This is a genomic window from Acinetobacter sp. YH12126 (assembly GCF_013418745.1).
GTDB classification, from domain to species: domain Bacteria; phylum Pseudomonadota; class Gammaproteobacteria; order Pseudomonadales; family Moraxellaceae; genus Acinetobacter; species Acinetobacter amyesii.
In genome coordinates, this window is sequence record NZ_VPBM01000006.1 from 13,821 (window position 1) to 33,192 (window position 19,372).

Sequence of the window (19,372 nt, forward strand, 5' to 3'; positions counted from 1 at the left end):
TCTAGTTTTGTTCGAGCACTGCTTTGATATAAGTGGTTGATATTCAAATAAATAATATTTTTCAGTGATGTTAAGCGAACTTCATAGAAATTTAGATATCTTAAGCAAAATCTGTGATTTCGCGCTATCAATCTGCTCGGGATTGGTTTGTCGAGATAATTGTTCACGTGGTTTTTCACCTAAAAAATATTTGATCCGTTCGGCATTTGCACCTGATGGATGGGGAAGTCCAGCTAAAATCTGTTGATCATTTAAATAGCCTAAGCTGCTTACATAATTTAAAACCTCATCTACACCTTTGCCTAGCGGGATATAAATTGCGTTAGGAAGCTGTTGGACCATAGGAATAAAATAATCATCAATATGTTGTTTTAATAATTCATTTTTTAGCATTGCAGGTGTTGAGCCAGCATAATTTTTTCCATTGACCAAAATGCATTGCTGTAAAACCGAGCACATTTGCACCTTATCTTGATGAATGCTAAATAGCTCAGCAGTGGTCTGTATGCCTAATTGATTGTGTAATCCAATATGATCTAGCAGTTGAGTTAAATTTTTGCGAATAGGGCCACTAAAAGCACCACTATTCTTGGCAAGTTTAAGAATGTTTTCCTCAGATACTTGCTGTTCTAAGCCGACCTTTGCTGCGATTAATGAATTACGCCATTGTTGTTGGCCTGGGCAGATGCCGACGATGACCACTTTTGCATCATGATTTATGGCCTCGAATGGTGCATAAAAACTTTGAACAGGCCCCAGAGTCTTAAGAAGGAGTAAATCACTTTGGGTTAATTCTTCAATAGAATGTGTTTTGATCACAGATGCAAAGCGAGAGAAAAGCGTAGAATCCGACATAAAACTTCAATCTTTCTAGTTATAAATTTCATTTAATATTTTAAACCTTTATTTTAAAGATGAAGTATTTAGGTTTAGAAAAAATGATTTTAAATTTATAACCTAACAACTTAAATCGATATAAAAATAATATTTAACAATATTGACCCAAATAGGACTTGAGATTTGGTACAAATATTGCTCATATCTAACTAAGGCAATACCAAGATGAATGCCGAATAAAAATGAATGGATGATTGCAGGAGAGAAGCACAGATCGTGCTCGCCGAAGGAGCAAGTTCCCCCAGGAAACTCTCAGGCAAAAGGACTGTAATCATATAAAAGATCTGGAGAGAAGTAGGCTAGACCTACTCACCGAAGGGGAAGGTTCACGTTGCTTCGCAAGGAACCAAAGCTCTCAGGTAACAATGACAGATGGGGCGAACATAGGAAATATAATTTCTAAGGAGCCTATATGTGTCATATTGTTGTGATTGGTGCAGGTATTACTGGGGTAACGACAGCTTACGAACTCGGATTACTCGGTTATCGTGTCACTGTGGTCGATAAACATCTTTATCCTGCGATGGAAACGTCGTTTGCCAATGGTGGACAATTATCAGCGTGTAATGCTGAAGTCTGGAACCAAAAAGCAACGGTGGTGAAAGGCATCAAATGGATGTCACAAAAAACCGCGCCATTATTATTAAATCCAAGTTTTAATCTACACAAATATTCATGGCTCTTTGAGTTTATGGGGCATATTAAAGATTATCGTGAAAATACTCACGAGACCGTTCGTCTCGCCTTGATGGCACGTCAGCGTTTATTTGAAATAGCTGAGCATGAAAACTTACAGTTTGATTTAGAAAAACGCGGCATTTTACATTTCTTTCATAATCAACATGATTATGAGGTGGCGACTCAAGTTAATAATATGCTCTGTGAGGGTGGTTTAGAGCGTCATCCTGTGACATTAGCTGAAATCCGTGATATTGAACCTAGTCTGACAGGTGAATATTATGGTGGATTTTATTGTCCCGGGGATGCTACGGGAGATATCCATAAATTTACGACGCAGCTTGCCAAAGCAACAGAACGCTTTGATGTGAAATATATGTGGGGCTTTGAGGTGACTGATTTTGAGCATCATGCAAAAGGCGTCAATGTTCGGTTAAAAGGGAGTGATGAAAATATGGAACATCCTGATGCTGATACCATACTTGAAGCAGATGCTGTGGTGGTCTGTGGTGGTGTAGGTAGTTATGAACTTGCACATAAACTCGGTGATCGCGTAAATGTGTATCCAGTCAAAGGATATTCAATCACCATTAATTTAAATGATGAACAAAGTCAGGCCAATGCGCCTTGGGTAAGTCTGTTGGATGAAAGTGCCAAAATTGTGACTTCACGCTTAGGTGCAAATCGACTCCGTGTTGCAGGTACGGCAGAGTTTAATGGCTATAACCGAGACATTCGCGCAGATCGCATTCAGCCCTTAATTGATTGGTCAAATCGTAACTTTAACCTATCAACAGAACATGTGGTGCCGTGGGCGGGTTTACGACCAATGATGCCCAATATGATGCCTGTAGTGCATGCAGGTAAGCGTGACCATATTTTCTATAATACAGGGCATGGTCACCTTGGATGGACCTTATCTGCGGCAACAGCTGCAATGATCAGCCAGCAAGTGCAGCAAACACATCCGATTTAACTGACATATTGTAGACATCAAAAAATTGTAGACATAAAAAAAGCCTCAACGTTGAGGCTTTTTTTTATGTTTCTAAGTCATTCGAATTTGATCTTAATCATATAAACGATAAATCCCTGCAAAACGTTCACAGCCTTTTTGTTCAGTTTTTACTGAGAGTAAGGCTTTACTGTAATTGAACTGATATTTGCAGTCGTGTTCATTATCGGTGATTTGATTTTTTTGTTCGGGTGTTGTGTAAGCTAAAAATGGAATGGTTTGTGTTTCAACTCGATTGTTCGGATTACGATAGGCAATGCCTTCTATTTTGATGCTGTCTTTGCCCAGTTGATGTACCTTTAAATGTACAGGTGATGTCGCAAAATGGCCATTTTCAAATTTAAGATAATGCTGCGTTAAGCTTTGGTTCATTGAGGTATAAATATTCAAATCTTCATGGCGAAGCTCAAATTGTTGTTTAAAACACTCCAAGTTTTTGCATTGCTGAACTCGGCTATACCATAATTTTTGCGTATCTATCAGTAAGCGTATTGGGGCATCGGTAATCAACTGCGCTGTTAAAAAAAGCCCATTTAGCTTTTCACGCTGTTCTTTAAAACGGTCAGAACAATAATTTTTTTTTGCCTGAGTATTGGCATGATCGCAGTTAATTTTTTCTGCATGCGTAAACGTCGCTAGGCCAGAACCTATTAGCAGAACCAGTCCGAATTTTTTGATGATATTTATTTCAGTTTTCAACAGCATGATCGCTTATACTTTCACTATGTTGCGCTTGCCCACACTATAGCGAAATAGAAAGCGTGAATACAAGATTTCAATCATTATTTTCTCAAGGAACTCAAGCATGATAGCTCAAATTCGTATCGGTCAGGGCATGGATGTACATGCATTTGAAGAAGGTGACTTTGTAACGCTTGCTGGTGTTCAAATTCCACATACACATGGACTCAAAGCACATTCAGATGGTGATGTGGTACTGCACGCGCTTTGTGATGCATTATTAGGAGCTTTGGCACTCGGAGATATTGGTCAGCATTTTCCAGATACAGATCCAAAATTTAAAGGTGCAGATAGTCGAGTACTTTTAAAACACGTCTACCAAATGATTTTAGATCGTGGATATGTACTTAATAATGCTGATATTACCGTGGCTTGTGAGCGCCCTAAACTAGCAAAACATAATTTAGAAATGCGTCAAAGTATCGCAAATGTTATGGATGTTGAAGTTACACAAATTAGCATCAAAGCGACCACCACCGAAAAATTAGGGTTTACTGGTCGCCAAGAAGGTATTCTTTCTACTGCAACAGTACTGATTTCTCACGCAAAATGATCTGGATGGATCAGTGCATGTTGTAAATCTTGAGTTGCTTTACGGCCTTGAAGTTGTAAGGCAACCGCATGGATTAAACCTGTCCATGTTTCATTGGGTTCCCAAATTTGATGCATCAAATCTTGAGCCTTTGGCATATCAACATCCATATAGTATTGACGATATAAATACATCAAACTGCTGACACGGAAGTTTTTCGCACAGTGTAGCCAAACCGTTTGACCTTGAACCAAATGGTCAATCATATCGAGTACTAGAAGGCATTGATCATCTGAAGGGGTATCCCAAGAGATTGGAACTTGGATATAGTTCAGGCCTAGATCTAGGCAAATGCGGTCTTCATGCTCGATATGATTGGATGCATCAGTCAATGCTAAATTGATAACTGTTGAAACACCATATTCTTTGATTGTTTGAAGCTCAGAAGGAGATGGTTGTCCTGACGTTAATAAGTGTTCATGTATATATTGGAAGTTTTCAATGTGACTTAACGCATTTTCGATTTCATTCATCTGACAAATAATCCTTCAAAGTAAAACGCCATCTCGAAGATGGCGTTTTTCATTCACTTAGCGTGTCGGTAACACGTCTTTAAGTGCTTCATGCATCTCTAACAAGACTTTTTCAGTCGTATCCCAATCGATACAGCCATCAGTCACTGATTTACCATATTCGAGGTCACATAGGTTGGCAGGAATATCCTGACGACCACCTTTTAAGTGACTTTCTACCATAATACCCACGATTGACTTGTTTCCGTCAAGGATTTGTTCAGTAATATTTTTCAGAACAAGGGGTTGTAGGTACGGGTCTTTGTTTGAGTTTGCATGACTGGTATCAATCATGATTTTGCCACTAACTTTTGCTTTGGCTAATGCCGCTTCGGCATCTGCAACAGAACCTGCGTCGTAGTTTGGCTTACCGTTACCACCACGAAGTACAACGTGTGCATAAGGGTTACCACTGGTACGAATAACAGAAACTTGACCTTGGTCGCTTAAGCCCAAGAAGCTATGACCATGTTTAACAGATTGCATGGCATTGGTCGCAACGGTTAAACCGCCATCTGTACCATTTTTAAAGCCAACTGGTGAAGAAAGGCCAGAAGACATTTCACGATGTGTTTGGCTTTCAGTGGTACGCGCACCAATTGCTGACCAAGAGATAAGATCTTGGTAGTACTGTGGTGAGTTTGGATCGAGCGCTTCAGTTGCACAAGGCAAACCTTTTTCATTCAATTCAAGTAAAAGTTTACGACCAATACGTAAGCCTTTTTCGATGTTGAAAGAATCGTTCATGTCTGGGTCATTAATCAGACCTTTCCAACCCACAGTGGTACGTGGTTTTTCAAAATACACACGCATCACGACATAAATCGTATCTTGGATTTTGTCACTTAAAACTTTTAAACGGTCAGCATAATCATGTGCAGCGACTGTGTCGTGAATTGAACATGGACCAATGACAACAAAAAGACGTTTGTCATTTCCATCTAAAATATTACGTACAGTTTCACGGCCCTTAAGGACTGTTTGATAGGCAGTTTCAGTCAGAGGTAGCTCTTTTTTTAGTTCTGCAGGAGTAACAAGAGGCTGAATGCTTTTTACATTCACGTCATCAATGTCGTTTTGGGTAATAGAATTTGACTGTAAAGTATTCATTGCCGTCACTGGTTTGATTATACAAAAGGTTGTTTCGTGAGCCGAATATAACATGAATATAGCATTCAAATGTTATAAAAAAGATCAATAAGTCTCTGAAAAAAAAGTGATGAATCGGGCAGTTAATTTAAACCTGCTGACTATTCACCGTCGGTGCGATCAACATTGCAGTTGTTGGTTTTTCGACAGGTTTTGATTTTACTGGATTAATGATGAAATTCATGCCTAAAACAAACAAGGTAATGCCTAAGACTTTACGAATGACTTTTTCAGGTAAACGTGAGCTGATTAAAGTTCCGACCACAATTGCAGGAATAGAACCCACCAATAACCAACCCAATAAATGAAAATCGACATTACCTGAGCTCATATGACCCAAGCCTGCAACCAGTGTAAGAAGCACGGCATGTACGACGTCAGAGCCGATAATACGAATCATCGGTAAGTTCGGGAACATAAGTACCAAAGCCATAATACCGAAGGCACCTGCACCAACAGACGATAGGGTAACGAATACGCCTAAAATAATCCCCATGATGATGATATATGCACGCTTATTTTTAGCTTGGAAATTGATACGTTCAAGATCCGCACTCATATCATCTAACTGATCAGTTTTTCGAAATTTATTAAAGAATTTTTCGATATGACCACGGAAAATAATTGAGATCCCTGTAATCGTCAGCATAAAACCTAAAAACATGGTTAAGACGGTTTTGTAATGTGTCGATTGGCTGAGATAGTTTTCCAGTACCCAATGGGTCGCAAAAGACGCAGGGATACTGCCGACTGCAAGCCAAATGACAATGGTCCAAACGATATTCATTTTACGGGCATGGACTAAAGAACCACAAAATTTTGAAATTGCGGCATACAGTAGATCTGTACCGATCGCAATGTGGGGTTCAATTTTATATAGGCTAATCAGGATCGGGGTCATCAATGAACCACCACCAACACCGGTAATACCTACGCAGAAACCTACAATCACACCTGCCAGAATGAACTCTAAAGGACCGACCATCGCTGAATGCCAAATATCGAAAAACGTGCATATCTTATGACTAATTAATATAAGTCGTTGTCTCGATTAGTGATTTACTTGTGAAAAAAATAGATAAAGAATAATTTAATTTGGAAATTAATAAATTTTATATAAGCTAAGTTATTGATTTCGGCTTTCTCAACTGGTTGATAGTTCAAATGGAGATTATGCTGCAGTGAAATCATGTATTTAGAATATAAGGTGATGACTATCTGAAATGCATATCTAATACCAAAAAACGCACCGTAGGTTTATTTTTCTAGTCTTTAATTAGTTATTTATCGATATATGCGACTGTGAACTTAAAGTCCAGTCCTGCAAAATTTATACTCCTTAAAAAGATAAGGTTTCGCCATTATTCGAATATGAGTAGAAGGACACTAACTAGACATTTTAAACATGCGTCAGAACGACCTATTGTCACTTGGTTAAATAATGAAAGACTGCGATGTGGGGCTGAATTGCTCGAATTGACAGATTATTCAGTTGATAAACTTGCGGAAAGCACGGGTTTTAAAACCGCAGTACTATTTCGTAAATTGTTTAAGAGTAAATACGGTAGAAATCAGAACCATTGGTATAAAAAATTTTAGTTAGTAGCTAAGCACAGTGAGGAATATTTCTAAAATGGTGAATTAGAGCTGTGCAGCTTTTTTCAGGAAATCTATTAACTTTGTGAAGGACTCGTATAGAATCTATAGCTAAAGAAAATTGAGTTAAAAGGACAGACTTTTGCAAAATCGGAAACTTAAAATTGGCATCGTGGTTGGGGAAGTATCGGGGGATACATTAGGCGCCAAGCTTATCCGTAGTTTTCGAGAGCAAGGGATCGATGCGGAATTTGAAGGCATTGGTGGTCCGCAAATGATTGCAGAAGGCTTTAACAGCTATTATCCGATGGATATTTTATCGGTGATGGGGATCGTTGAAGTCTTAAAAGATATTAAAAAACTCTTTGCTGTACGTGATGGTCTGGTTGAAAAATGGACTGAAAACCCTGTCGATGTTTTTGTAGGGATAGATGCACCGGATTTTAATTTGCGTTTATCTAAGAGCATGAAGCAAAAACAGCTACCAATTAAAACAGTGCAATATGTTAGTCCTTCAGTGTGGGCGTGGCGCCAAGGCCGTGTGCATGGCATCAAGGCGAGTATTGATTTAGTCCTTTGTTTATTTCCTTTCGAAAAAGTATTTTTTCAAAAATGGCAAGTTCCGGCTGCATTTGTCGGACACCCATTGGCAAGTCAGTTGCCTTTAGATAATCCACTCGTTGCGGCTAAACACGAGTTAGGCTTAGATGAGCATCAAAAACACATTGCATTACTTCCGGGCAGCCGTCGCGGTGAAATTGAGCGCTTAGGGCCTTTGGTGCTGTCTGCCGCACAGATTTTGACGGAGCAGCATCCAGACTATGTGTTCCTGATTCCTGCAATCAATGATGCACGTAAACAGCAAATCGAATTGTTGCTCAAGCAGTATCCTGAAGCATTACAAGCCAAAGTTCGCTTGATGGAAAACACCGATACCGAATCTAAAATTGGTCGTCAGGTGATGAACGCATCGAATATTGTAGCTTTGGCTTCGGGTACAGCGACTTTAGAAGCGATGCTTTTACACCGCCCAATGGTAACCTTTTATAAGTTAAATTGGCTGACCTATCATGTGGTGAAATTGCTGATCAAAATTCCGTATTATTCATTGCCAAATATTATTGCGGGCAAAAAGGTGATTCAGGAACTCATCCAACATGATGCAACGCCTGAAAAATTAGCAGCAGAAATTGAAAGCTTGATGGATGTTGAAAAATCGCAAATTCAAGTGATGCAGCACATCACCATGCATAAACAACTGCTTTCAGGCAACAGTGAAAACCCTGTGGAAGCGATTTTAAAGCTTTTAAATTAAATAACTGATGTTACGCAGTAACATCAGGAGCGTAATTTAATTTAAATAAAAGTATGATACACGGTAACGTCATCCGCAACTGTTCGACGCAGGACTACTTCTAATCAAAAAAGTTTTTGCGATACTTTGAGTAATTTGACGCTAGTGAACGAGTTTTGTCGGTGAGGTGCATTGCACCGTAAGATGGTTTCCTTGCGAAGCTTCGCTTCTCATTTTGCCGAATGAGAAACAACGTTTCGTAAGAGTACCTCCAGCCGAAGGCTAATCCCTTTATTCAATCCCTAGATGTAAGACTCCGTCGAATAAAATTAAAAATCATTTTAAAAATGCAAAATTACTTTTATGTGCGTAACGTCAGTTAAATAAACCTCTAAGGTGACTCAGTTTTTGCGAGTTGATGCTGCTGTCGATACTGGCTCGGTGTTAGATCATAAAACTTTTTAAAAGTTTGGCTAAATGCCGTTTCAGATGAGTAACCGATACGATGGGCAATTTGCTGAATAGTCAGTTGCCCCATTTGTAAGTGCTGTGTTGCTAGTCGCAAACGATGTTGCTGCAAATAGGCGAGTGGAGATTCACCGAGCATTTGAGTGAATAAACTGGCAAATTTAGAACGTGACATGCAACATTGTTCTGCCAAGCTTTCGACGGTCCAAGCATGCTGTGGTTGTTCATGAATCGCGGCCAAAGCGTTGGATAATTCAGGATGACTCAAGGCATGCAACCAACTGCTTGAATCTGACAAGGCTGCAATATAATCACGCACACATTCGATAAATAAAATACTCACCAGATGATCCAAAATTTTGTCGCGGCCTGGACGGATCTGATGCGCTTCAACGGCCAGAAAATGTAAGCCAATTTGCAACCATTCCGGTGCGGTACTGCTCATAATGTGTGGTGTATGTAACAGCGTGGGGAGGGCATTTACTAAAGGCTTTGCCATAATGCTGTCGACATGTCCACGGATCGCGAGTACAAATAATTCTTCTGCTTCATGAGATTCGGCAGAATTTAATTCAATGGTTTTATTTCGTTGCTCTTGAAACAGTGGCGTGATGTTTATTGATTCGACCAAGACATCAGACTGTATAGATTTGCAGTGATGATTTTGCCCTGAGGGAATAAGGCAAAGATCGCCAGCTTCAAGTAAGACCTGCTCTTGATCTATATGCACAACACACTGACCTTGAATCACCACATACGCAACCATGGCGTTAAGATCTTGAAAATGAAAAGCCCAAGGATGCTTTGATCTCAAATAAATATATTCAGATCGGTGGAGATGAATATCATCAAAAATTTTACTTAAAGCATCCATATTTCAAATATTTACTCATATTAATTTTCTATTTATAGATGGTCACTATGTGTTTAAAGGTCAACATTTATCCTTAAATGCCAAAGACGATCGCATAGTTTTTTTGGACGCTTAAAACTGTTCTGGCTGCCCATATTTTACGAATATAAACACAGAAGAAGTAAATAGGGAAGTCTAGCGCATGAATGCACAAGTAAAATTAAATGAACAGCAGCTCGCTCAGTTAGAAAGCAAAATTGGTAGTATTTTAGATAAAAAACGTTATGGTTGGCTATTGAGTCCAGGTTTACCAGTCATTGGTATGGGGATTTTGGCGGGTTATCATTTTGGTCCCAAACCGACAAAAAAACTATTTGCCATGGGCGGGCCGCTTCTACTGCATGTCATTATTCCTGCACTGGATGCACTGGATGCACTGATCGGTGATGATGCCAATAACCCGACAGATGATGACATCAAAGTTTTAGTGAATGATCCCTATTATGATCGGATCGTCAAACTATTTATTCCACTGCAAATGGCAGCGAATGCTTTTGCAGGCTATGTGGTTACCCGTAAAGATGTTTCATTATTAGATCAACTTCTACTTGGGATTTCGATGGGTGCCATCAATGGTGTTGGCGTAAATACAGCACATGAACTCTGCCATCGACCACATAAAAAAGACCATTATTGGGCACATGCGACGCTCGCGCCTTTGGGCTATAGCCATTTCCGCATTGAACATCCTTATGGGCACCATAAACGTGCGGCAACGCCTGAAGATCCTGCATCTTCAAAAATGGGTGAAACCTTTTATGAGTTTTGGCCACGCACGGTATTTGGTGGAATTAAATCGGCGGTGCAGATTGAGAAACAACGCTTAAAACGTAAAGGTTTAAGTTTCTTTTCGAAGGACAATGAACTGTTTCATGGTTGGGCGATGAGTGCAGGTTTTCATGCCGCGATGCTGAAAATGTTTGGTAAAGGTGTGACACCGTATTTAGTTACACAGGCCTTTTATGGAATCAGCCTTTTTGAAATTATTAATTATATTGAACATTATGGCCTGAAGCGTGAGCAAAAATCGGATGGAAGCTATGCGCGCACCATGCCTGAACATAGTTGGAATAACAATAATATTGTGACCAATCTATTTTTGTATCAATTACAGCGACATTCAGACCATCATGCATATCCGACTCGTCCATTTCAGGCTTTAAGACATTTTGATGAAGCGCCAGAGTTGCCTAGCGGCTATGCCACTATGCTAATTCCTGCTTTAGTACCCTCTATTTGGTTTAAGATGATGGATAAACGTGTCTATGATCACTACCAAGGCGATTTAACTAAAGCCAATATTCATCCTAAACGTCGTGCAAGTATTTTTAAAAAGTTTGCAATTTCAGACGTTTAAATCGAATACCTGATGAGAAGAATCCCAAGCTTGTTTAGTTGGGATTTTTTATTGTGCGTATTATTAACCGATGCTACGCAGTAACATCAGAAGCGCACGTTGATTCAAATAAAAGAACGATACACGGTAACGTCATCCGAAATTGTTTGAGACAAGACTTATTGTAATCAAAAATGTTTCTGCGATTCTTTGAATAATTAGACGTTAGTGAACGAGTTTTGTCGGTGAGGTGCATTGCACCGCAATATGGTTTCCTTGCGAAGCTTCGCTTCTCATTTTGCCGAATGAGAAACAACGTTTCGTAAGAGTATCTCCAGCCGAAGGCTAATACCTTTATTCAATCCTTAGATGTAAGACACCGTCGCATTGACGTAAAAATCATTTTTAAAATGTGAAATTAATTCTACATACGTAACATCATTTAAAATCCCAAATTTTCTATTTGAAACTTAGTCACTTCTTAAGACAACCAATAGCGCAAAATGTGGAAAAAAATCGGTGCAGAAAAGCAGATTGAATCAATTCGGTCGAGCATGCCACCATGGCCTTGGATGAGCTGTCCCCAATCTTTTACACCACGATCGCGTTTAATGGCTGACATGACAAGACCACCAAAGAAGCCAAATATGCAAACAATAAATCCAATACATGCAGCCTGTAGATAGCTGAAGGGTGTAAGCCATGACATGGCAACACCTAGAGCAGTAGCTAAAGCAATGCCTCCGATTAACCCCTCAACAGTTTTAGATGGTGAAAGTATCGGTGCGACTTTGTGCTTTCCAAATAGCTTGCCACAGACATATTGCAAGACATCGGAGGCTTGTACCACCATGATCAGCCAGATTGCTAGCCAAATTTTTTCACCCTCAAATCCGGGAAGTTTGAGGTTTAATAGCGCAGGCACATGCGAAATACAGAATACGCTGATCATCAGCCCCCATTGAATTTTTGAACTGCGTTCTAAAAATCGCGTGGTATCTTCGGCTTTGAGTGTAGCGATTGGGATAAGAAGAAATACATACAGCGGAATAAAAATAGAATATAGCCCGTACCAGTCGATATACACCAAGTAATACTGGTAAGGGATGACAAAATAAAAAGCGATCAGCAACGGAAGATAATCACCGCGACGGGTTGGGAGTAAACTGATAAATTCACGTAAAGCAAAGAGTGAAATCAACGCAAACAGGATCACAAAGGCAATTTTGCCTAATGAAATTGCTACACCAAGTACCAACAACATGACCCACCATGCATTGATCCGCGCATTTAAATTGTCGATGACCGGTGCTGGTGCATAACCCGCTTTAAATTTTAGTATTGAGCCAATGGTTGAGGCAATAATCAAAATAACTGCAAAGATACCAAACAATACATAGGTCATTTGCGCATTGGTGAATTCCATTATTGATACTCCAATGCTTTTAATTTGAGTAATTCTTCCTGAGCGTAGTTTAAAAACTCAGTTTTACTGTGTTCATTATGGGCTTCTAAAGGTTTGCCAAAAATAACGGTAGATAATAATGGCAATGGTATAAGCGCGCCTTTAGGCATGACACGTTTTAAATTAGAGATCCACACTGGTACGATTTCAACATCAGGAAATTGATTTTTGAGATGGAATAAACCGCTTTTAAACTCTAATAATTCAACGTCATCATTTAAATTCCGAGTGCCTTCAGGAAAGAAAATAATCGAGTCACCTTGTGCTAATACGGTTTTGATCGGTTCTAATGGATCTTGATTTTGCTCTCGATTTCGCTGAATAGTGACGCCAGTAAACGTATCTTGAATGAGAAAACGTCGAAAGCCATCTTTTAACCAATAATCCGAAGCCGCTACAGGACGCGTCTTCCGTCTGAGATCTGTCGGCAGTGATGACCAAAGCAAAATAAAATCGATATGGCTATTATGATTTGCATAATAAATACGCTGTTTCATAACCGGTTTGCACCCGACCCATAGACTCCGCGCGCCCGTGAGTAGCCGCGCCCCACGACGAGTGAGAAAGGCAATATAGCGAGCAATTGAACGGCTTAAAAAATTACCTTTCATTGGTGAGTGAGCATTCCCTGAAGTGTCTAATGGATTTGGCATAGCTTCAAATTATTGTGAATTATTTATACAGTAAAAATATGCAGATGAATGCGATGTATTGCAAGCAAAGGACTACGATCTGCCATTTAAATAAAGCCAGACAACCTAACTCACGTAGTTCCCATGCGCGGCCACATTTATTTGTAGGCATTAATTTTAGGTTAATTAAGCTTAAGTCCAGCTCTTTGGTGGTTTGTTCTAGGCTTTGGGTTTGGCTGTATTCAGCGACAGTGGCTAACAGTGCCGAATCAAATTTGATTCTCAAGCTTAAATAATGCTGTATTCCTAGCAAAACTAGACAAATCAATACATATAGCAAATCGAATAGCATTACATTGCCAAACTGGATGATGAGCCAGAGCGTGAAAATGGCTGCCACATAAGCTGAGATGAGCAATCCAGTGGTGGATTGCAACAACTTTGACAGCACCACAAGTTGTAAATTCATGGTGCAAGTCCTTTAAGTTTTAAACGATAAGTATTTAAATGTTTTATTTGCGGTGCTTTAAGCACGACCCACGGACGGTTATGGCGAATAATCCGTAAAACATCTTCGACTGAATATTCAGGATGTTGTTTCAATAATAATGCGGCAACTACAGCACTACTTCGTGAATATCCCAAAGCACAGAAGACCAAGATGTTTTGTGCTTCATCATTGTTATTAGATTTTAAGAGTAGTTCTAAAGACTCTACAGCATGATGCAGCTGATTGGCCTGTAAAGGAATCAGGTCTAAACACAAGTTTTGGGCATAAGAGCACTTTGGATAAGTGGGCAATTCTGCGCAACAATCGAGTAAAGCATCATATTGTTGCATGACCTGTTTGGACGGATAGCGACCTAAATAAATATAACTCTGATTGATTTTGATGATTTTAGAATCTTCAGGATGGCGATAAGTCCAGATTCGGCTATTGATCCAAGCAAATACAAAGTAAGGCGCAAACAATATTTTTGCAGCAATAGTCATATCACCATGACTGAGTTTTTGAAAAAAATGGGGTCGATTGAATAAATATGCAAACGAAACTAAAAGCAGACTGCTTGCAGGATAGAGCAGCCAAAGCCACCAACCTTTTGCATGTGCGATTGCGCTACACAATAAGGCAGCAAACAGATAAAGGATGCCGATTTTAATGTGCTTTAAGCTTAGCCGACTTTGTTTATTTTGAACCCATGGCGCAGAGCCAGCCATCGGGAATAGCCATAAACATAAGGCACCGACCAATAAACCCGTTGGGATATCTATAAAATGGTGCTGCCAAGTGGTTAGAACTGAGAGACCAATCAAAAAGGACCAACCATCTACCAGATATTTTAGTTTGCCTGTGCTATGCCGACGGAAAAAATCCCAAAGTATCACCAGTAGCACAATGTGCAGGGAAGGTGCTTGATTAAACGGTTTATCAAAGCCCATCAAGACATCAAACCATAGGCCGAAAAAACCTGTGAGTTCGGGGCGTTCAAAGCTAAAACGTAGCGGGAAAATTAAAAAGCAGCTGATTGAAAGGATTTGTGCCGAAAATAGTCGCAGGACATGTTGTTTTAATTCAAACTTATTCCAACAAAGTAATAAAGACAATCCATAGAACAGATCAATCGACCAATAAGGCACAATACTCCATGGCCAAAGTGGAATATATTTTTCCCATTCAAAGACGATAACAGGTACAGACGCTAAACCCGCAGCGTATTGATTGGCAAAACCATAACTTAAGAAGAAAAAAGGTGCCAGAAATGCCAAACACAGTAGGCCGTATTTCCAAGTTCCTGTTTCCGTATCCAGTTTATGCATAAGATTGACCGTCCAAGCTTAAATTTTTTGTGCAACTGAAACGGTGAAAATACCAAACTCATCAATGACTTGATCGATTTTCTTGAATCCTGCTTGCTCAACCAAGGCATCCATTTCTGCTTGTGAGCGTAAACGCATGACCCATGCATCTCCTTGGCGATGTGAGGTCAGAGCACGGGCAATAAACTCTTGTTGTGGATGCCAAATTTGACCTGTGTAGATGAGATAACCATCTTTCTCAATGGCCTGACTTAAGCCGGATAAGGACTGTCTAAGTAAATCATTTTCACTAAATAATTCGTATAAACCTGAGACCACGGCTAAAGTAGGTTTAGGTTCAACACTGGCTAAAGAAGTGGTATCAAAGGCATCCGCTTCTACAAATTTGGCAATCTGGCTTAAACCTCTTTGCTCAATCATTGCTTGACCAGCTTGTACATTGATCGAGCTATAGTCTCTAAGCAGGATGGATTCAGGCTGTTGAGGCAGTTTTTGTACAGCATCTAAAATATATCGGCCATGGCCTGCTGCAATATCCATAATCCGTACCGCGAGTTGGGCATCATTTAACTTAGAAGCATATTTCGTTAATAGCGCTTCAATATTTTGTTTTCTAACGCGAATACCACGCCAACCAATCGCATTTAAATATTGTCGATCGATGATTTTACCCAGTGCATTTTGGCTTTCTGATTTATCTCTGTAGACAAAATCTAAGGTACTGCCGGAGTCATATCCTGTCTCTTCACCAATTTTTAAACCCTTGGAAAAGAGACTACCAATTTTAAGATTTTGTTTGGTTAAGCTCCAAAATGCATGTTTTAAAGAATGTTTTGGAAGCGTTGAACTTAAGGTTTCTGCTACAGCACAGCTCGGGCCAATTTTATCTGCATCTAAAAGTTTAGGTGCGGAATAGGGTTGTTTAAAACATTGTTGAATAAAGCGATGGATTTTATCTGTGGCGATTTTGCGATGTTTTTCACCCAAGGTATCATGATAAAAACCATCTAAGACGTGAAATTCCTTCATTGGATGAGGGAGTTTTTGATAAAACGCCAATTGCGGTTTTTGATGCACCACGTAGTCAGATCCCGAACATAAAACCTGTGTAGGAACAAAAATATTTTGTGCATCTTTAACGATTCGATCTGAGGCTGCATATAGACCCAGCAGCATACGGACCGATATGGCCCGAGCGATTTGCGGGTCAGTGTCATAACTCTGCGCACGTGCAGTATCGTGAGTCAACATTTTGGCTTTGACATAACTATTAATAAAAAAGTTGCCAGCGAATTTATTTATGAGTGTTAAGCCGGGTTTTGCAAAAGGCACATAGAGTTTGATGTCAAATGCAGGCGAGGCAAGGCATAAAGCACGGATTTTAGGGGCATAATCATGCACCCATGTCGCGGCTAAAACAGCACCAACGCTTTGAGCTACAATTGCTATATTTTCTGATCGAATTTGGTAAGTTTGTTCAATATGCTGAATAAAATATTGAATGTCCTGAACGCATGCAGAAAAGCTAGGTGCATCACCACGTTCACCTGGGGTATTGCCGTGACCTCGCGCATCCCAAGCGAAAAAATCAAAATCAGGCAAATTCAATTCATTAACCAAATGCGCCATTCGTCCCGAATGTTCATGGCCACGATGAAATAAGATCACCGCTTTTTTCTTACGGTTGCTTTTTAAACTGCTATTTTCCCAATGTTGATAAAACAAGGATGTTCCATCATGGCTCGTAAAGGTATGCTGAGTATTGTTATACATTGTGTTGTTCTCAAAATAATAAATCGACTGACGATCTAAACTGAAATTTATTGTGGGTTGATAATGCTATTTTTAATGCGGTTATAAATCGTGATAAATAATAAAAAGATGATAATAATCAAAATACTATTGCAAATAAGAGACAATGTATTTAAACCGAAGTTAAATATAGAAGAAGTCACGATCACGATACAGATGATACTAAATACAAAAGCACGGTCACTTTTTCCCATTGGACCATCGTAGCGACGTTCTTGACCCACTAATGGCGCCATCACACCTGTATATTCAGCAAGTATGGCGAGAAAACAGGTCAAAATTAGCAGTTCGGCTTGAATAAAAGCAAAACAAATTAAACTAAAATAGAGTGCTGAGTCAGAAATCACATCACATAATTCATTATAAAATGCACCGAGTTTGGATTGTTGGTTGAACTCACGTGCCAGCATGCCATCTATGGCATTGAAGCCCATTCGAATAAGCATCCACACGGGGAAAATCAACAGTAAAATACCAATACCGTTGTGAGAGAAATAGATATAAATAAAAAATGCCACAGCTAGCGAAATGAACATTGCCAGTAGGGTTACTTGATTTGCTGTAATACCAAGATGATGAAGTGATTTAACCAAAGGTCGAAGCAGTTTTTGAAATGCAGGTTTAAGTTGGTAGATCGAAGGCATATTATTGTTATAGCGGTATGATTTGCATGAATTTTATACGCTTGATGCTTAACTTAACAAGAATTTGAATGTTAAAGATTGTCACAAGGCTGACGATTCGCCTGTATAACGCATTAAATTTTCTTGTGTGGTGCTTGCGACTAATTTTCCATCTTGCCACATTTGCCCATGAGTAAGCCCACGTGATTGCGAGGTTCGAGTGGTATTCATGTCATAGAAAATCCAATCATCCACCCGAAAGGTATGATGAAAATACATCGAATGATCAAGGCTGGTTGCGATGAGTTCAGGAGACAGATAATTTAAACCATGTGTTTTGAGCGCCGCAGAATATAAATTATAGTCTGAATAGTATGCTGCAATGGCCTGATGTATATGAAGTTGGTCAAATTGTGCATCCAAGGCATCATGGAGTTTTAAATATTCTGCATATTGATTTTGATTTAAGACAGAAGCTTGACCGGACGGTGGCAAATCTGTCAGCACGTATTCAATTGGTTTAGATATAAGCTGAAAAGGCTGTAAAAATGTGGATAGATATTCAGGTGAAATAGATGATTGGATTTGCGCTTTATAGAATTGCTCTTCTTTGAGCATACTTGGTGGAAACTGTGGGATCAGATCTGGTTCAGGTATTTGATACTCCATACCAGTTTCGTTTTTCATATAGGATAACATCACCATATATATTGGTTTGCCATGCTGTATGGCGGTCACTTGTTGTGTAGAAAAACTATGGCTATCACGTAAATTTTCGACTTTAAATAAGACGGGCTGATTTGCATGACCCGCAGAAATAAAGTTGGCATGTAAAGAGTGAAGTGGGAGTGTGCAGGTATAGGATGCACTGATTATACTCTGAGCAAGTAATTGTCCACCAAAAATATGGCCACCAAACAGAGGTTTACTTTGTGCTAAAAAGTAGCCCTGATCTTTGGGTACTACAGATAATAATTGGATGAGGTCTTGAGTTAGCGTTGTCATATTTTTTAAAATTTTTGCTTTGTTTAAATGTATTCAACTCAAACTTATTGCACAAGTCGTGTTCATGAAAAATATAAAAGTCTTCGCCAGTCTTTCGAGAATAGGCTTATAATCGAGTTTTCTTAGTTGTCCGAATGGAATGACGAAAAAGCGATGACACCTGCATGTAAACTCTTAAAATCTAATAAAATCGACTTTACAATTCATGAATATGATCATGACCCAGAAGCAAAAAGTTTTGGTTTAGAAGCTGCGGAAAAACTTGGTTTAACGGTCGAAGAAGTCTTTAAAACCTTGATGGTTACGGACGATAAAAATTACTTTGTTGCCGTATTGCCAGTGGAATATCAGCTGAATTTGAAAAAAGTGGCCACAGCATTTGGCTGTAAAAAACTCAAAATGGCTGACCCAAAAGATGCAGAGCGTTTAACCGGTTATTTGGTTGGTGGTATTAGTCCAGTTGGACAGAAAAAACGCTTAAAAACTGTGATCGATGCTTCTGCACAGAACTTAGCTAAAATCTATGTGAGTGGCGGTAAGCGTGGTTTGGATATTGGTTTAAAACCCGAAGATTTAGCAAAAGTTTTGGGCGCAAACTTTGCTGATGTGATAGATGTCTAAACGGAGTTTATGATTCCCTAAAATCAATTGAATTTAGTGGTGTTACTCACAATATTATCCACTATTCCCAAACCACTAAAATAACAAAAGCCGCATTGAGCGGCTTTGTGGTTCGATAAAGCATCAAGTGTCACGGATTTATTGGACATGGTGCAGCTTTTTATATTCGATATACAGGGTACTAAATTTAGGATTGTAGGCTAAA

19 protein-coding genes and 1 riboswitch are annotated in these 19,372 nt (G+C 39.4%); of the genes, 6 read left to right on the forward strand and 13 right to left on the reverse strand.

The annotated features are described in order from the left end of the window. Positions 1-81 precede the first annotated feature (81 nt). Entirely contained in the window at positions 82-855 is a 774-nt protein-coding gene (locus tag FTU62_RS04850; protein WP_111884305.1) for a hypothetical protein, read from the reverse strand. 229 nt (positions 856-1,084) lie between these two features. Beyond that, positions 1,085-1,175, forward strand: a riboswitch (glycine riboswitch). Positions 1,176-1,309: 134 nt separating this feature from the next. Between FTU62_RS04850 and FTU62_RS04855 the strand changes: the two genes are divergently transcribed. Further along, positions 1,310-2,551, forward strand: coding sequence for a D-amino acid dehydrogenase (locus FTU62_RS04855; RefSeq protein ID WP_180101996.1), 1,242 nt, complete (start codon positions 1,310-1,312; stop codon positions 2,549-2,551). 93 nt (positions 2,552-2,644) lie between these two features. On the opposite strand, the gene FTU62_RS04860 is transcribed toward FTU62_RS04855, so the two are convergent. Then, positions 2,645-3,295 (reverse strand): hypothetical protein, encoded by a 651-nt coding sequence (locus FTU62_RS04860; RefSeq protein ID WP_180101997.1) that lies wholly within the window; start codon positions 3,293-3,295, stop codon positions 2,645-2,647. Positions 3,296-3,395: 100 nt separating this feature from the next. On the opposite strand from FTU62_RS04860, the gene ispF reads away from it, so the two are divergent. Beyond that, positions 3,396-3,884 (forward strand): 2-C-methyl-D-erythritol 2,4-cyclodiphosphate synthase, encoded by a 489-nt coding sequence (gene ispF, locus FTU62_RS04865; RefSeq protein ID WP_078193864.1) that lies wholly within the window; start codon positions 3,396-3,398, stop codon positions 3,882-3,884. Here ispF and FTU62_RS04870 read toward each other — a convergent pair. From FTU62_RS04870 to FTU62_RS04880, 3 genes are all read right to left on the reverse strand, one after another. Next, positions 3,872-4,396 carry a protein tyrosine phosphatase family protein gene (locus FTU62_RS04870; protein ID WP_078191020.1) on the reverse strand — a complete coding sequence of 175 codons (525 nt, stop codon included), beginning with the start codon at positions 4,394-4,396 and terminating at the stop codon, positions 3,872-3,874. The two genes, ispF and FTU62_RS04870, sit on opposite strands and share 13 nt — an antisense overlap. A gap of 57 nt (positions 4,397-4,453) precedes the next feature. Continuing rightward, the gene (locus tag FTU62_RS04875; protein ID WP_143221612.1) at positions 4,454-5,545 is read right to left on the reverse strand and encodes a 3-deoxy-7-phosphoheptulonate synthase; all 1,092 of its coding nucleotides are present in this window, start codon (positions 5,543-5,545) and stop codon (positions 4,454-4,456) included. A 127-nt stretch (positions 5,546-5,672) separates the two neighbouring features. After that, positions 5,673-6,569, reverse strand: a complete 897-nt coding sequence (locus FTU62_RS04880; RefSeq protein ID WP_078193863.1) for a sulfite exporter TauE/SafE family protein — start codon at positions 6,567-6,569, stop codon at positions 5,673-5,675. A gap of 386 nt (positions 6,570-6,955) precedes the next feature. Here FTU62_RS04880 and FTU62_RS17600 point away from each other — a divergent pair, with 386 nt between their 5' ends. After that, positions 6,956-7,183 (forward strand): helix-turn-helix domain-containing protein, encoded by a 228-nt coding sequence (locus FTU62_RS17600; RefSeq protein WP_180101998.1) that lies wholly within the window; start codon positions 6,956-6,958, stop codon positions 7,181-7,183. Positions 7,184-7,322: 139 nt separating this feature from the next. After that, positions 7,323-8,495, forward strand: a complete 1,173-nt coding sequence (lpxB, locus tag FTU62_RS04890) for a lipid-A-disaccharide synthase (protein WP_180101999.1) — start codon at positions 7,323-7,325, stop codon at positions 8,493-8,495. A 370-nt stretch (positions 8,496-8,865) separates the two neighbouring features. On the opposite strand, the gene FTU62_RS04895 is transcribed toward lpxB, so the two are convergent. Further along, positions 8,866-9,816: an AraC family transcriptional regulator gene (locus tag FTU62_RS04895; protein ID WP_180102000.1), complete on the reverse strand. Its 951-nt coding sequence runs from the start codon at positions 9,814-9,816 to the stop codon at positions 8,866-8,868. 181 nt (positions 9,817-9,997) lie between these two features. On the opposite strand from FTU62_RS04895, the gene FTU62_RS04900 reads away from it, so the two are divergent. Beyond that, entirely contained in the window at positions 9,998-11,212 is a 1,215-nt protein-coding gene (locus tag FTU62_RS04900; protein WP_180102001.1) for an alkane 1-monooxygenase, read from the forward strand. 460 nt (positions 11,213-11,672) lie between these two features. On the opposite strand, the gene FTU62_RS04905 is transcribed toward FTU62_RS04900, so the two are convergent. The 7 genes from FTU62_RS04905 to FTU62_RS04935 form a co-directional block, all read right to left on the reverse strand. Continuing rightward, positions 11,673-12,617, reverse strand: coding sequence for a phosphatidate cytidylyltransferase (locus tag FTU62_RS04905; protein ID WP_180102002.1), 945 nt, complete (start codon positions 12,615-12,617; stop codon positions 11,673-11,675). Next, the gene (locus FTU62_RS04910; protein ID WP_180060120.1) at positions 12,617-13,267 is read right to left on the reverse strand and encodes a 1-acyl-sn-glycerol-3-phosphate acyltransferase; all 651 of its coding nucleotides are present in this window, start codon (positions 13,265-13,267) and stop codon (positions 12,617-12,619) included. Before FTU62_RS04910 ends, FTU62_RS04905 begins: the two co-directional genes overlap by 1 nt. Positions 13,268-13,328: 61 nt before the next feature. Then, positions 13,329-13,757 carry a hypothetical protein gene (locus tag FTU62_RS04915; RefSeq protein ID WP_180102003.1) on the reverse strand — a complete coding sequence of 143 codons (429 nt, stop codon included), beginning with the start codon at positions 13,755-13,757 and terminating at the stop codon, positions 13,329-13,331. Beyond that, positions 13,754-15,106 (reverse strand): phosphatase PAP2/dual specificity phosphatase family protein, encoded by a 1,353-nt coding sequence (locus tag FTU62_RS04920; protein ID WP_180102004.1) that lies wholly within the window; start codon positions 15,104-15,106, stop codon positions 13,754-13,756. The genes FTU62_RS04915 and FTU62_RS04920 overlap by 4 nt, the downstream gene beginning before the upstream one ends. Positions 15,107-15,124: 18 nt before the next feature. Beyond that, positions 15,125-16,879 (reverse strand): bifunctional alpha/beta hydrolase/class I SAM-dependent methyltransferase, encoded by a 1,755-nt coding sequence (locus FTU62_RS04925; protein ID WP_180102005.1) that lies wholly within the window; start codon positions 16,877-16,879, stop codon positions 15,125-15,127. A gap of 47 nt (positions 16,880-16,926) precedes the next feature. After that, positions 16,927-17,562 (reverse strand): CDP-alcohol phosphatidyltransferase family protein, encoded by a 636-nt coding sequence (locus tag FTU62_RS04930; RefSeq protein ID WP_180102006.1) that lies wholly within the window; start codon positions 17,560-17,562, stop codon positions 16,927-16,929. 81 nt (positions 17,563-17,643) lie between these two features. Further along, positions 17,644-18,546, reverse strand: a complete 903-nt coding sequence (locus FTU62_RS04935) for an acyl-CoA thioesterase II (RefSeq protein WP_180102007.1) — start codon at positions 18,544-18,546, stop codon at positions 17,644-17,646. Positions 18,547-18,699: 153 nt separating this feature from the next. Here FTU62_RS04935 and ybaK point away from each other — a divergent pair, with 153 nt between their 5' ends. Further along, positions 18,700-19,167: a Cys-tRNA(Pro) deacylase gene (gene ybaK / locus FTU62_RS04940; RefSeq protein WP_180022788.1), complete on the forward strand. Its 468-nt coding sequence runs from the start codon at positions 18,700-18,702 to the stop codon at positions 19,165-19,167. The last annotated feature ends 205 nt before the right edge of the window (positions 19,168-19,372 follow it).

Excerpts from the sequence above, each read along its gene's own strand:
- FTU62_RS04850 (WP_111884305.1), bottom strand. The coding sequence starts at position 855 with ATGTCGGATTCTACGCTTTTCTCTCGCTTTGCATCTGTGATCAAAACA.
- FTU62_RS04855 (WP_180101996.1), top strand. The coding sequence starts at position 1,310 with ATGTGTCATATTGTTGTGATTGGTGCAGGTATTACTGGGGTAACGACA.
- FTU62_RS04860 (WP_180101997.1), bottom strand. The coding sequence starts at position 3,295 with ATGCTGTTGAAAACTGAAATAAATATCATCAAAAAATTCGGACTGGTT.
- ispF (WP_078193864.1), top strand. The coding sequence starts at position 3,396 with ATGATAGCTCAAATTCGTATCGGTCAGGGCATGGATGTACATGCATTT.
- FTU62_RS04870 (WP_078191020.1), bottom strand. The coding sequence starts at position 4,396 with ATGAATGAAATCGAAAATGCGTTAAGTCACATTGAAAACTTCCAATAT.
- FTU62_RS04875 (WP_143221612.1), bottom strand. The coding sequence starts at position 5,545 with ATGAATACTTTACAGTCAAATTCTATTACCCAAAACGACATTGATGAC.
- FTU62_RS04880 (WP_078193863.1), bottom strand. The coding sequence starts at position 6,569 with ATGGTCGGTCCTTTAGAGTTCATTCTGGCAGGTGTGATTGTAGGTTTC.
- FTU62_RS17600 (WP_180101998.1), top strand. The coding sequence starts at position 6,956 with ATGAGTAGAAGGACACTAACTAGACATTTTAAACATGCGTCAGAACGA.
- FTU62_RS04895 (WP_180102000.1), bottom strand. The coding sequence starts at position 9,816 with ATGGATGCTTTAAGTAAAATTTTTGATGATATTCATCTCCACCGATCT.
- FTU62_RS04900 (WP_180102001.1), top strand. The coding sequence starts at position 9,998 with ATGAATGCACAAGTAAAATTAAATGAACAGCAGCTCGCTCAGTTAGAA.
- FTU62_RS04905 (WP_180102002.1), bottom strand. The coding sequence starts at position 12,617 with ATGGAATTCACCAATGCGCAAATGACCTATGTATTGTTTGGTATCTTT.
- FTU62_RS04910 (WP_180060120.1), bottom strand. The coding sequence starts at position 13,267 with ATGAAAGGTAATTTTTTAAGCCGTTCAATTGCTCGCTATATTGCCTTT.
- FTU62_RS04915 (WP_180102003.1), bottom strand. The coding sequence starts at position 13,757 with ATGAATTTACAACTTGTGGTGCTGTCAAAGTTGTTGCAATCCACCACT.
- FTU62_RS04920 (WP_180102004.1), bottom strand. The coding sequence starts at position 15,106 with ATGCATAAACTGGATACGGAAACAGGAACTTGGAAATACGGCCTACTG.
- FTU62_RS04925 (WP_180102005.1), bottom strand. The coding sequence starts at position 16,879 with ATGTATAACAATACTCAGCATACCTTTACGAGCCATGATGGAACATCC.
- FTU62_RS04930 (WP_180102006.1), bottom strand. The coding sequence starts at position 17,562 with ATGCCTTCGATCTACCAACTTAAACCTGCATTTCAAAAACTGCTTCGA.
- FTU62_RS04935 (WP_180102007.1), bottom strand. The coding sequence starts at position 18,546 with ATGACAACGCTAACTCAAGACCTCATCCAATTATTATCTGTAGTACCC.
- ybaK (WP_180022788.1), top strand. The coding sequence starts at position 18,700 with ATGACACCTGCATGTAAACTCTTAAAATCTAATAAAATCGACTTTACA.